The organism is Acidocella aquatica, from assembly GCF_030160635.1.
Classification (GTDB): Bacteria; Pseudomonadota; Alphaproteobacteria; order Acetobacterales; family Acetobacteraceae; genus Acidocella; species Acidocella aquatica.
This window is the reverse complement of record NZ_BSOS01000001.1, coordinates 1-12312: the sequence shown is the minus strand read 5'-3', so window position 1 is coordinate 12312 and position 12312 is coordinate 1. Positions and strand designations below refer to the sequence as shown.

Genomic DNA, 12312 nt, shown 5'->3' with positions numbered 1-12312 from the left:
CTTACCGGGCTGAATATGGCAGATGCTGATCTTCAACTTTTCCGCCCACGCCAACAACTTGCCGCTAATATATTCAGGGCCGTTGTCAACACGAATGCTCACAGGCTTGCCCCGCCATTCGATGATCCGGTTCAGGCTGCGGATCACGCGCTCGGCCGGCAATGAAAAATCCACCTCAATGCCTAACCCTTCGCGATTGAAGTCGTCCAGCACATTCAGCAACCGGAACGCCCGGCCATCCTCCAGCCGGTCCGCCATGAAGTCCATCGACCACGAGACATTCGGCGCTTCTGGCACGGTCAGGGCGTCAGGCTTGTCCCGGCGCAGCCGTTTGCGCGGCTTGATCCGCAGGTTCAACTCCAGCTCCCGATAGATGCGGTAGACGCGCTTATGGTTCCACCGGCGCCCCTGCACATTGCGTAAATACAAAAAGCATAGACCAAAACCCCAATTCCGCCGCGCCTGCGTCAGCCCCACCAGAAGATCAGCAATCTCCTCATTCTCACCGACCAGCTTCGGCGCATAGCGATAACACGTCTCGCTCACCTCAAACGTCCGGCAGGCCAACGCAATGCTGACACCCCGCCTCGCCACCGCCGCCTCGGCCATCTCACGGCGTTGAGATGGCCGTTCTATTTTTTTCCAAGAGCCTCTTTCAGCAGCTCGTTCTGCATGCTCAATTCCGCAAACATCTTCTTCAGACGCCGGTTCTCGTCCTCGATCGCCTTCATCTGCGACACCATCGACGCGTCCATGCCACCATATTTGGCGCGCCATTTGTAAAAGGACGCATCGCTCATGCCGTGTTCCCGGCACAGTTCAGACACGGACACACCCCCTTCAGCCTGGCGCAAAATCGCAAGGATCTGGGGTTCGCTATATCTCGACTGCTTCATGTAAATCTCCTCGTGCAATGTGCCGAGAAAATTCTACTTATCAATCCCCTTAACGGCAGGGGGGATTACCATGGCTTCTCATCGACGAACTGGACAACCTACTTGAGCTAACCCACGCCCAAGCAATCGACACTAAAGACCCCATGGTTCAGCTTGGCAGGTGACCCAATCCGACTCGGGCCTTTCCATTTTCAAAATACCCCCGAGGACTTTATATGCACGCCTATTTCCGGTCCTCTTTTTCCACAATCGTTGCGGGGACTTTTAATGCAAGATTGAGGACTTTATCTGCAAAAACCCGAGTCGAACCGGGTTTTCCCGGGGACTTTATCTGCGGAACACTAATAATTAAAGAATCTAATATTCTTCAAATAGCTTGTGCATATAAAGTCCTCGTTGCACAAAATCCAGAAACCGGGTTTGTGGAGAAACAGAAGCAGTAAGGCTGCTCAGGAGAAAAGAGGCGTGGCTGAGGTCCATCAACTGATCCTAGACTACGGTGTTGATACCGCCAGGACGCTATCCTCGTCCAAGCTTGACCGCCAGTGCCTCGATACTGCGGTTGCGGTCATGCAAGACGACCGTTTTGACCTCAATCTCCTTCATTCTGGTTTTGCCCTGACCGCCCTGCCGCACCGGAATACTAAAGAATTGGTTTGGGAGAGGGTCGGCGGCCAAAACGGCGAGATTAAGCTGCACGTCGAATCGGGTTTCGGCGCGAATAAACAGCCCGTTGGCCTCCCCTATGGCTCGATCGCCCGCCTGATTCTGATCCATCTTTCCACGGAAGCCGTGGCCAACAACTCCCGCATCGTCGAGCTAGGCTCATCGATGAGAGCCTTTATGCGGCGCATGGGAATCGCGCCCGGCGGGAAATCCTTCTCGATGTTGCGCGAACAGTCGATGAAAATCAGTCTCTGCAATCTGACATTCTTCAATAAGCGCGAAAAAGACACTGTAATTAGCAAGGGCTCTTTCGTAAAAAATGCTGTGATTTTCGACAACACTGACGAGCGTCAGATGCGCTTTATGCAAGATACAGTCGAACTCGACGAAACCTTCTTCAAATCGTTGACCGACCATCCCCTGCCCCTACGCGAATCGGCAATCAAGCAGCTCTCAGGGCGCTCCACGGCGCTCGATCTCTATATCTTCCTCAGCTACCGTCTGCATGTGCTGGAACGCCCGACGCCGGTATCCTGGGCTAGCCTGTATCATCAATTTGGTGCCGGCAGTGCGTCCAAGCGGATTTTCAAGCAAGGCTTCAAAAACCCCTTGCAGCTCGCCCTGGCGGCCTATCCGGAAGCGAACGTCGAGATCAATGAAAACGGCCTGATCTTGAACCCCAGCGAGAGCCCCGTCCCCAAAACCCATCCATGGGCGAAGCGCCTCAAGCTGGTTTAGCGTCCGGTCAGCGCCCTCTGTATCCGTAGACCCCTTTTGCATTTTAAGCTGGCTTAATCTGACGTAGTGCTGCACATAAAGTCCCCTCCCCCGATCAATTCGGCCAGGCGGTGCAGGTAAAGTCCTCTTGCCCTAAGTCTTAAAGGCAAAAAACAACCCTTTGATTTTAAATATAAAATACTTCTAAGTCGCCTGTCGTGGTGAGGACTTTATATGCAATTGGCGTTTTTAGGCAGCCGATTCGGACCCGAGTCTCCCGCGTTTCGGGAAAATTGGTCTCCATTTTTGGTAAAAATGTCCACATTGAAGCCGTCTCCGGGAGTTTCTGGTCAAATCGAGGACTTTATATGCAGGTGATCTCGTTTGCTCGCCAGGGGTGGGGACTTTATATGCAGCGGGTGTCAAAGAAAGCCGAGCTCGTTCCTCCCCGCTCACGCAGCTCCCGAATTTCTTCCGCCGAGAGTGGGCGCACCGGCGTCAAACAGGCATCCTCAAACTTGCGCATGGTCGGCTTATCCATCACGGCGGCATTGTGCAGGCCTTCCGCCGTTTCATGGATCGAGGCCATGACCGCGCTACGGGATTGCTTCTCCATTGCCATTGCCCTTCCCCTTCCTTAAATCGCGGCAAGCACCACGGTCGCCGCTGCCACATCACCATATGCCCGCTATACAACCGCATTTTTACTCAAAAATCGAAACAAGTCTGGCAAGAACGTCATCCAAAATCGCGGGCGGGAGCGTGTCTACTTTTCGACCGTTCCGAGCTTGTAAATCCAAAACCCGCGGTTGGTCACAACGCACGACTCCGGTGGTTTTAATGCCCGTGATCGGCACGGCGAAGCCAATGCGCCGGGCAAACTCGCCGCCATTGGTAATGGGTAAAATCACAGGTAATTTTGTTGCATTATTGAACTCAGCCGGAGACACGATGAGAACGGGGCGATACCCCTGTTGCTCACGGCCCTCCGTAGGGTCCAATGTCACCATATAAATATCGCCGCGCTTCATAGACTCTCGCGGCCCACTGCCGGGGCATCAACCCATTCCCGTTCTTCCGGCGGTTGCGGCTGGGAATAATCCGATGCCGCCAGGAGTTCAGCAAGCGTGTAGCGCGGGCGGAGCTGGGGCGACACAACCAGGTGGTCGCCATCGACAGATACGCCAACCGTGGCCCCAGCTTGTAGGTGCAGAATCTCAAGGAGTGCTGGCGGTACCGCCAACATGACCGAACCCCCTACCCTACGCAAATTTGTCGTATGCATGTCCACCTCATAAATTATATAAATATATAACCCATATCGTCTTTCCGGGCAAGCCAATACGGCTACGCCATCCTGCTGCCATCCCTCGCGGTGGCAGCAAGATGGGCAAGCCGAGGTTTCGTTATTTCGGGCCGTAATGCACCCCAGCCGGTAGAATCAATCGCCTCGAAGCCGCGCAAGCCCCAATCTACCGTTGAAATGCGATTCGCCTGTGATGCCCCCTGCCCTGCCCCACCACGGGCGCCCGGCAAGTTTTTTCAGAGGCACCTCAGCGGGCCCATTGTGTCGCAATGATTGCAGTTGCATGCAGGTGGTAGCGAGGCATGCAATCGGTAGCATGCAAAGAAGTGTTGGCGCAAAGCGCGGACCTAATGTCTTCCGAGCGCCCGACAAGGGCCGAATTGCGGCGGACAAACATCCGGCTTAGGCTCAAGCCTGCAGGACTGGCTGTAATCGCATCTAATGTCATGGCGCCGGTGCGGGCAAGCATCCTGGTACCGATGTACAAGCGGACAACGAAAATGGCAGCAGTCCGTTAAAGATATCCGTTGATTCAAGGTGTTATTTAGGAGGATACGCCCGTTTTATGCTCGCGCACCCATGTGCGTGCATCTGCATGCGCGAGGTAGAAAGCATGCAACCGGTAGCGTGCGATAGCTTGCACAGGTCTGCGGGTGCAACTGATTGCATGGAATGCTACCACGCGCATTTGGTTGCATGCCGTGCTACTGCATGCTACCGATGGCGCTGTGTGCAGTTGCACGCTACCGGTTGCAAAAGGAGTGATTAATGCCCGTAATCGTGACGGCGAACCCGAAAGGCGGGGCAGGGAAGAGCACCGCCACGCTGGTTATTGCGCAAACCCTTGCGCACATGGGCGCGAGCGTGACGGTCATCGACGCAGACCCGAACCGGCCCATTGTCGATTGGCGATCAGGACCGTCGTCGCTTAACCTGACCGTCATCGGCGATACGTCCGAGAGTGCCATTATCCGGCAAATTCAGGCTGAAAAAGCTCGGCAACAATTTGTTTTCGTGGATTTGGAAGGGACGGCAAGTCGCCTTGTCTCCCGTGCCATCACTCAGGCTGATCTTGTCTTGATACCCTTGCAGGCAAGCGGTGTTGATGCCCGGCAGGCGAGTAGGGCTGTCGCACTCATCCACGAGGAGGAGGAGGCCCTAGGCGGGCGAGTTATCCCGTTCCGGGTCGTGCTAACACGCACCAGCCAGCTCATTAAAACAAGAATTGAGAAAGAAATTCTTGCAAGTTTACGAAATGCGGAATTGCCGATCCTGAAAACGGCGCTGCACGAGCGACAGGCGTATAAGGCGATTTTTGTGCGCCGTCTGGCCTTGCATGAGTTGGACCCGGCACAAGTCAATGGGCTGCCCGAGGCATTGGAAAACGCCCAGGCTTTAGTCGCTGAATTAGTTGATATTTTGACCGCAGACACGGCCACCACGGAGGCGGCATAATGGCAGATGATGCGTTCGGATTTGCGCCGAAAAAAGAGAATAGCACGCTGGCAAAACTCGCAGGTATCAAGCCAAGCGCCGAGCCAGTGCAGTCAGCGCCGTTGGCGGAAATTGATGAGGCGGGGAGGCGGGCGGGCTTTACGAGCCGAGAGCCAGGCGCACGCCTGATACCTCGGCGACGGAAAGCGGTGGGGCCAACCATCACAATCAACACGCGTGTACCTGAAGACATCGCCGAACGCTTCATTCAATTTTGTGATCAGAATAGGCTGAGCTATTGGGAGGGGATCGAAGAACTGATGAATAGGGCTAAAATTTAGAGGCATGCACGATATCCCTATTTTGGCGGGATGTTTTATCTCCTACCTGATATGTAGCGGCGGGGCGCTGTGGTTTGGGCGTGCTAAAAAACACGTCGAAGACCGTGCATTACGTCATGGAGCATCCGGGGAAAAACGGGTGGCGCGGCTGCTGGATAAGGCGGGCTACACCGTGCTCACGGATTTAATCGTGCAGCATGGCGGTGGAACCCATCAAATCGACCATGTGGTGTGCGGCAAGGACCGGCTTTTCGTGATCGAGACGAAAACCTGGCACGGGGAGATTGAGGGCAGGGCAGGGGGCCAGACCTGGACCTTGCGCAGGCCACGCAGCCGGGGCGCAATCACAGTCTATAACCCGCTGTTTCAGAATCAGACGCACGCCGAGGTCATCAGTGCGATGACCGGCGTCCCGGTCACGCCGCTCGTGGTGTCCGCGGGATTTCTCACCGTGCCACCAGAGCTGGTCGCGCGGGTCCTGGCGCTTCCGGGCTTGCCAGCGCACTTGGGGCCGCCCGGAGCGCCGACTGGCCGCATAGAGAGGGCTTTTCGTGAGCTGACCCGGCGGAAAGCCGCATGGGGCCAGAAAACCCTTGCAGTCCGGCATATACGCTGGATGAGAACGGGCCGGCGTTTTGATCCGGTGCGCGCGCTATGGGTAGGGAGCGCCGTCTCCCTGGTTTGCGCCGCCTTCACCGTGCAGCGGTTGCTGTCCGGCTGAGCCCAAGGCCTCTTCGAATATGATCGTGAGCGCCTCAGCGGAGAGTTCGCGCAGGGCGAGGGCGAGCAGGGCGGCCCAGCGGGGCACGGCGGCGCGGCCGCGACACCAGTTGTTGACCTGCCGGGCGGTGACGCCGGCGAGCCGGGCGAAAGCGGCCTGGCTGACGTCGGCTTCAGCCAATAACGTGACGAATTCAGTGTGCCGGGGCGTGCGCATAGGTCTTTATATAGAACTCAGTTCCATTTATAAGCCCCTTTGAACGGACATTTTCTGTCGGAGGTGCCACCTACACGCGATAATCCCGCTTAACGCGTGCCACAGAGCCGGCCAGGATGGCGAGGAGGCGCGGATTTTCGTTGTTTTTACTCGGTTTTATGCCCGAATTCCGGCATTTCTAGGCACGGTAATGGGGTATTACCGTGCCTAGATCCCATGAGAGATACATCTTGCCTTAATTGCGGCGAATGTGCCAGAGTCCCGGTATGATGAGAGCCGTGCAATTTCAATGTTTTATCGGCGGCGCACGCCCACGCGCTTCTTTGATTGGTGCGACTCAGAGCCACGATGCCTGCGAACCCGTTTTTTGCACCCCAATTGACGAGAATTTTTGCGCCAGCGGCGACGTAAAGCGGTGCCGCGTGCAGCATAAGCCATTAAAACAATGGGCTTTTGATCCAACGGCCACTGGCAAGATCGCGAACATGAGTCGCATCAATCAAGCGGCAAATGCGCGCGATCCAGGCGGCATTCTCATCAATGGGGGCACACGCAACCCTTTGATTTCGGCCGACGCGGTGTTGCACAATCTAAAAGGCGCGACAGGCAGGGCGCCGGGAAAGGCGGCGGTACCCAGTCGACCGCCAAAAACCACATCCACACGGCTCTTTAGGGAGCAGAAACCCATGGAAAAAGTCACGCTCCCCCTGAACCTGACCGATGACAAGGCGCATGGCCTGGCGCAGCTGGTCAAACGCCTGGGCCGGCGATCGCTGGGCAAGAATGACCTGAACCTCGTCACGCCGGAAGAGGCAGAGCAGGCGGAGGACGCGGTCATCGCCCGGCGCGATGCGCTTGCTGAAGCGGGCTATGCGCCGCGATGAGGCCAATATTTAAACGTCAGCGAGGCCGCCTTGGCTGAGACAAGGCTGGCGGTCATTGAGCGGGAGGCATCCGAGCGCGCGGCCCGCCGGCTGATGGCGCAGGCGCGCGAAGCTCTGCCACCTGAACTGGCCTATCTGGCCGATGGGTTGATGGCAGAAGCCGTCGTGAAAGCCGTTGAATTCTCGCGGCATTCGGTCTCCGAGACGACGGAAAAGATTTACGCGGACGATTGGAACGCCTTTCGGGCTTGGTGTGCGGCGCGGAAAGCCCCGGCGCTGCCGGCGCACCCGGTCGTGGTGGCCTCCTACCTTTCCGAACGCTCAGAAAAGATGGGGCGCAGCGGGCTTCGGCTGATCCTGGCAGCGATTGCCTTTTATCACCGCCGCTCCGGCCATAACTGGACCTCGGCCGATCCGACGATCTCGACCGTGATGCGGAGCATTCTGCGCCAGCAGCAGCGCCCAATTCGGCCTGCCGCGGCGCTTGCCTCCGCCGAAATTATCAAATTGCTGCGGGTTTGCGCTCCCAAAAAGGGCGCCGAACCCAGCCTGGCGGATTTGCGCGACCGGGCTTTGCTGCTGACCTGCTTTGCCGGCGGGTTGCGGCGCTCGGAGCTGGTGGCGCTCGATGTCGAGGATCTCAAAATTTCCCATGACGGCATCAAGCTCAAAATTCGCCGGTCCAAGGCCGACCAGGAAGGGGAGGGGGCAGTTGTGCTGATCGGCAGCGGCTCGCGTCCCGAAACTTGCCCGGTGGCGGCAATGCGGGCCTGGCTGAAAGCCGGCGCCATCACCTATGGTCCGGTGTTCCGGCGCCTGACAGCCGCCGGCGCCATCGAGGGCAGGTTGACCGGCAACGGGGTCTGGCGCGTGCTGCGCCGGCGGGCCGCGCAAGCCGAACTGACGGTCGAGGATGGCGAACGCCTCTCGCCGCATGGCATGCGCGCCGGCTACATCACCGAAGCCTATCTTAACGGTGCCCTGGACGAGCAGGTCATGGCGCATGCCAGGCAAAAGAGCATCGAGACGACCCGCCGCTACCGTAACCGCGCCAAAACCGTCGCTGCCAGCCCGACCAAACTCCTGAATCTCTGAGCCATGAAATCCCGTCCTTCCGAAAGCCCAGTTCGAAACGGCAAAAGCAGGGCAGGGCATCCGGAAGATGCGGGTTCCCATGCCACACTCGAACCTGCCAGCGACGTGCTGGCGCTGCCGCATACGGACTGGCTGCGGCATGAATTGCGTGTCGCCGGACCAGCAATCCAGGTGGCGGAATTTACCGCCGCCGCCGCTGGGCCGGGCGGCATTCACTGGGCCTATCCTGATCTGGATTACGAAGAGGACGACCGCTATCTGGCGCTGGTCAATCCGCCGGATGGCTCGCAAGGCTTGCGGCCGGCGGCGGCGCGGATCCTGGCCCGCGAGCTGCGCGAGGCCGTGTTTCAGCATCAGGGGAAAGTCCGGGCCCTGGCAGGCGTCAGCCGGCTTTGCCCGCTCGATCTGCACGCCCTGATCCCCATCCCGGCCGAGATCCTCGATCTCGGTCCGGATCACAAAAACGCCCATGCCTGGCTGCGCGCGCATTGGGGGGTGGTCATGGCGCTCCGCAAAATCCGCCTCGTTGCGGCCGGCTGCAAAAAGCTGCGGGGCAAAAAAGAACAGGTTACCATCGAATTCTGGTCGGCGGACTGGACGCCCTGGCCGGCGATCGCGGCACTCCGGCAGCGTTTTCCAGAACTGATTTTTTCGGTCACGCCGGATTATGAGGGTGGATAAGCCCATCGACGACGATGCCTGGGACGACGCGCCAGCGGAACGGCGCCAGCTGGCGCCGTCAATCCCGGTCCTGCATCTCGACGGCTTCGACGGGCCGATGGACCTCCTGCTCGATCTGGCCGAACGGCAACTGATCGATCTGGGAAGAATGTCGATCCTCGACCTGGCCGAGCAATTCGTCGCGGCGCTGCAGGAGATGGCGGCGCATGTGGCGATCGAGCGGCGCGCCGACTGGCTGGTGCTGGCGACCCGGCTTGTGCTGTTGCGGACCAGGCTGCTCTTCCCCGTCAGCCCGGAACAGGCGACGGACGCCGAGCGTGAAGCTGAATACGAAATCGACCGCCTCGACGAGCTGGCGCGGATGCGCGCCGCCGGACAATGGCTCGCGCGCCGGCCGCAATTGGGGCTCGATGTTTTTGCCCGGCCGCGGCTGAAAGAGGTCCATGAAAGCGGCTACGTCGCCTTGATGGAGGCGTGCCTCGTCGTTTTGCGGGGAAGACCTGGCGACGAGACATTCGAGCCGGCCGACGTCTATCGTGTCGAGGTTCCCGATTTCTGGCGGATACCGCAAGCCATCGAGCGCGTGCGAACCTTGCTGGCGGCGCATCCCGAAGGCGGCCCGCTCACGGGCTATCTGCCGGCAATCGGCCGGGAGGAGGCCGGCCGGACGATGAAGCTGCGGGTCGCGCTGGCCAGCACTTTTGCCGCCAGTCTGGAGCTGGCGCGGCAGCAGGCTTTGCGGGCCGAGCAGAGCGGGAATTTCGCGGAAATTAACCTGCGCGGTGCCGCATGACGGCGCGAAGCTGCGGCGGGCGTGAGGCAATTTGGCGCGGCTTTCATCATTTGCGGGTTCCCGGCCCAATTCGGTGGTGCGAAGGTTCCCGCGCCAGCCGCGCCGCAATGGACCATTGGGCGCAAATGAGCTGGAGCGAGGGGCAGTGTCTAGGAAGTTTATCAGCGTCGACGATAAACTTCCTAGACGCCGCCGGTCACGCGGGGCTGGCGCCATTGCGGGATGCCGTTCACCCGCCCTATCGGCCACGAGGCTTGCGCCGCGGCCGGCCACGGGCAGACGAAGATGAGGCAATAGCGGAACCGCTAATAGCCGTATCCGCCCCGTTGTCGCACTTTGAGCGCCGCCATTTCGATTATGCCGCCCTGGAGGAGGCGATGAGTCATCTGGATAATGTGGTAAGCTGTACCCGCCAGGCTGGGCAGCCGGCGGAAGACACTGAGGATTCTAGACCATGAAGTTGCAAAATTTCACGACCGTTTTTTCGTCGTGTCCGTCTTTCTCCCGGGCTTAGTATGAAGCCTGACCAAGGAAGCCGGGTGTGCCTCCCCCCGCCGGAAGGTCTCAGTTTTTTCTTTCCCATGGAATTTTTTCGGTCTATACTTTCTCCGGGAAGGGTTTTTCGATATGATAAAGACTCATAGACAGGCCGCATCGTTGGCTCCTGGTGTCGTTCTAACGAAAGCTGCCATTCGTGCTGCCGAACGTCTTGGCATTCACGGACGCCAGTTGGCTGAAATTATTGGCGTCTCCGAAGCGCAGATTTCTCGCTTAAGGAAGGGCGAAGCCACTTTGGCCGAGCATACGAAATCTTTCGAACTTGCTGCTCTACTGGTTCGGGCGTTTCGCTCGCTGGACGCCATCATCGGCGGTGACGAAGAGGTGGCGCGCGCCTGGCTGAATGCGCCGAACTCAGCCGTCGGCGCCAAACCGATCGAGCGGATTACCTCTGTGCAAGGACTGGCGGATGTCGTCACATACCTGGACGCCCGACGCGCTCCGCTTTGAAGTTCTTCCGTTTGAGGATGAGGCGTGGCGGCTTGTTGAAGCGCAGCACCGCGTTTCGACGCTCAAACTCGTAGATAGCCTCGGTGAGCAGGAGATGCTTGAAAGCATTCTCGAGGCGACCAAGCCCCCTCTGCCAGAGGAGTGCCGGCAACTCGACTATCTGCTGTCGACGCCTTTTCGTTACCGCCCCTATCCGCACGGCTCGAGGTTCAGGCGGTCAGGGATGACCCCGGGCATCTGGTACGGTGCGGAACAGCCCGCGACAGCGGCGGCTGAGATGGTGTTCTACCGCTTTCTTTTTTTTGCCGAGAGCCCGTTAACGCCTTTTCCCGACAATGCAGCCGAATACACAGCCATTGCGGTCGACCTGTTAACGAACACGTCAATCGACCTGACCACCGGGGCATTGGCACGTGACGCGGCCCTCTGGACGCAGCTGACGGATTATCGGCCCTGCCAGAGTCTCGCGGAAACTGCGCATGAAATCGGCGTAGGGCTCATCCGCTATGGCTCCGTGCGCGATCCAGCACGTGGTCATAATCTTGCCGTTCTGACCTGCCGGGCGTTTCGCAGCCGGGAGCCGAACAAACGCCAGACCTGGCGCATCCGTATAGGCCATTTCGGTGTGCAAGCTATTTGCGAATACCCGCCCCTGCGACTCGAATTTCCACCCGATACTTTCAATGATGATCCTCGTCTGGCTGGCATGGTGTGGGACAGGCCAAGTGATTGAGAGATCGGTAACGACTCACGGTTCACCTAGGAGCCCGTCCCGGTAATCTTTCCGGCACCATTTGACTATGTTGGCTACCGACCGCTCGTCGCCGCCACCAACTCCTTTCGCATCACCATGCTCAAATTCCTCATCACTACACCCCTCAGATGAATTCCGTGGGGAGCAAATCACGTGAGGCAACTCAACAGCGTGGAACACTTTTGGTGAGGCAATGCGCCGGGGCCGATGTTTGGCGCAGGCCGCTGCGGTGGCATTCTGAGCTGGATGCATAGGAGAGGTGGCGAGGCTGATATAAGTCGGTGTCGGCCAGGCGAAACGCGGCCCGATTACCTCCAATCAGCGGGCTATGGTCTGCCAATTGGCCGAGGTTGACGCCCCGATTGCCCGGGAGCAGGGGCGGTAGGTTCGAGCGATTTGTGGCGCGGCGGGCCGAGGAAGCCCTTTCGGCCACCGGGGTGCTCATCGTGGGACCGCGCCTGGCCGGCAAGACCACACTCGTCCGAAAAAGGGGGGACGCCGGTCGGACTTACATAACCCTTGACGATCAGACGGTGCTTGAGGCCGCTCGGTCAGATCCGGTTGGTCGTTCGGAATGATCTGATCATACGCGGCCTGCGCAGGCCGGAACTGCTGATGATCGAGGACGGGCTCGGCTTTCAACTCGTACTCTGGCAGCCCGTCTTGGAGAGGCGTCTCGACCAACACATCAGCGGCGTCCGTCGCGACGATGGCGGCATCGAGTGGAGTTTTAGCCGTAAGCGGTGCTCGACGGCCCTTCTTCCCGGAAGATATGGAATATGATTCCCCGTTTTGAGGCA

General features: G+C 58.8%; 15 protein-coding genes and 1 pseudogene. 11 read left to right on the top strand and 5 right to left on the bottom strand.

Annotation, left to right across the window (positions count from 1 at the left end):
• A pseudogene (locus QQJ84_RS00075) lies at positions 1-896 on the bottom strand (IS3 family transposase); the annotation flags it as partial.
• Positions 897-1361: 465 nt separating this feature from the next.
• On the opposite strand from QQJ84_RS00075, the gene QQJ84_RS00070 reads away from it, so the two are divergent.
• Positions 1362-2300, top strand: coding sequence for a replication protein RepA (locus QQJ84_RS00070; RefSeq protein ID WP_284255835.1), 939 nt, complete (start codon positions 1362-1364; stop codon positions 2298-2300).
• 385 nt (positions 2301-2685) lie between these two features.
• Here QQJ84_RS00070 and QQJ84_RS00065 read toward each other — a convergent pair whose 3' ends face one another.
• The 3 genes from QQJ84_RS00065 to QQJ84_RS00055 form a co-directional block, all read right to left on the bottom strand.
• On the bottom strand, positions 2686-2901 hold the full coding sequence (locus tag QQJ84_RS00065; protein WP_284255834.1) for a hypothetical protein: 216 nt from the start codon (positions 2899-2901) through the stop codon (positions 2686-2688).
• An 82-nt stretch (positions 2902-2983) separates the two neighbouring features.
• Positions 2984-3310 (bottom strand): type II toxin-antitoxin system PemK/MazF family toxin, encoded by a 327-nt coding sequence (locus QQJ84_RS00060; RefSeq protein ID WP_284255833.1) that lies wholly within the window; start codon positions 3308-3310, stop codon positions 2984-2986.
• Positions 3307-3525 (bottom strand): antitoxin, encoded by a 219-nt coding sequence (locus tag QQJ84_RS00055; RefSeq protein ID WP_284255832.1) that lies wholly within the window; start codon positions 3523-3525, stop codon positions 3307-3309. The genes QQJ84_RS00060 and QQJ84_RS00055 overlap by 4 nt, the downstream gene beginning before the upstream one ends.
• A gap of 828 nt (positions 3526-4353) precedes the next feature.
• Here QQJ84_RS00055 and QQJ84_RS00050 point away from each other — a divergent pair.
• From QQJ84_RS00050 to QQJ84_RS00040, 3 genes are read left to right on the top strand one after another with little or no spacing between them, the layout of a single operon-like run.
• Complete coding sequence (locus QQJ84_RS00050; protein WP_284255831.1) at positions 4354-5040, top strand: ParA family protein; 687 nt, start codon at positions 4354-4356, stop codon at positions 5038-5040.
• Positions 5040-5360 (top strand): hypothetical protein, encoded by a 321-nt coding sequence (locus QQJ84_RS00045; protein ID WP_284255830.1) that lies wholly within the window; start codon positions 5040-5042, stop codon positions 5358-5360. Before QQJ84_RS00050 ends, QQJ84_RS00045 begins: the two co-directional genes overlap by 1 nt.
• Before the next feature lie 4 nt (positions 5361-5364).
• Positions 5365-6081, top strand: coding sequence for a nuclease-related domain-containing protein (locus QQJ84_RS00040; protein WP_284255829.1), 717 nt, complete (start codon positions 5365-5367; stop codon positions 6079-6081).
• Here the strand turns inward: QQJ84_RS00040 and QQJ84_RS19390 are convergent.
• On the bottom strand, positions 6013-6297 hold the full coding sequence (locus QQJ84_RS19390) for a helix-turn-helix domain-containing protein (RefSeq protein ID WP_408861577.1): 285 nt from the start codon (positions 6295-6297) through the stop codon (positions 6013-6015). The genes QQJ84_RS00040 and QQJ84_RS19390 overlap by 69 nt on opposite strands.
• Positions 6298-6563: 266 nt before the next feature.
• Between QQJ84_RS19390 and QQJ84_RS00035 the strand changes: the two genes are divergently transcribed.
• The 7 genes from QQJ84_RS00035 (at position 6564) to QQJ84_RS00005 (ending at position 12295) form a co-directional block, all read left to right on the top strand.
• Positions 6564-7181 carry a DUF7706 family protein gene (locus QQJ84_RS00035; RefSeq protein WP_284255828.1) on the top strand — a complete coding sequence of 206 codons (618 nt, stop codon included), beginning with the start codon at positions 6564-6566 and terminating at the stop codon, positions 7179-7181.
• 30 nt (positions 7182-7211) lie between these two features.
• Positions 7212-8276 carry a site-specific integrase gene (locus tag QQJ84_RS00030; RefSeq protein ID WP_284255827.1) on the top strand — a complete coding sequence of 355 codons (1065 nt, stop codon included), beginning with the start codon at positions 7212-7214 and terminating at the stop codon, positions 8274-8276.
• A 3-nt stretch (positions 8277-8279) separates the two neighbouring features.
• A complete protein-coding gene (locus QQJ84_RS00025; protein ID WP_284255826.1) occupies positions 8280-8957 on the top strand; it encodes a hypothetical protein in 678 nt (225 codons plus the stop codon).
• On the top strand, positions 8950-9750 hold the full coding sequence (locus QQJ84_RS00020; RefSeq protein ID WP_284255825.1) for a segregation and condensation protein A: 801 nt from the start codon (positions 8950-8952) through the stop codon (positions 9748-9750). The genes QQJ84_RS00025 and QQJ84_RS00020 overlap by 8 nt, the downstream gene beginning before the upstream one ends.
• A gap of 627 nt (positions 9751-10377) precedes the next feature.
• On the top strand, positions 10378-10758 hold the full coding sequence (locus QQJ84_RS00015; RefSeq protein WP_284255824.1) for an antitoxin Xre/MbcA/ParS toxin-binding domain-containing protein: 381 nt from the start codon (positions 10378-10380) through the stop codon (positions 10756-10758).
• Positions 10718-11491 (top strand): RES family NAD+ phosphorylase, encoded by a 774-nt coding sequence (locus tag QQJ84_RS00010; RefSeq protein ID WP_284255823.1) that lies wholly within the window; start codon positions 10718-10720, stop codon positions 11489-11491. The genes QQJ84_RS00015 and QQJ84_RS00010 overlap by 41 nt, the downstream gene beginning before the upstream one ends.
• A 636-nt stretch (positions 11492-12127) precedes the next feature.
• Entirely contained in the window at positions 12128-12295 is a 168-nt protein-coding gene (locus QQJ84_RS00005; RefSeq protein ID WP_284255822.1) for a DUF3363 domain-containing protein, read from the top strand.
• The last annotated feature ends 17 nt before the right edge of the window (positions 12296-12312 follow it).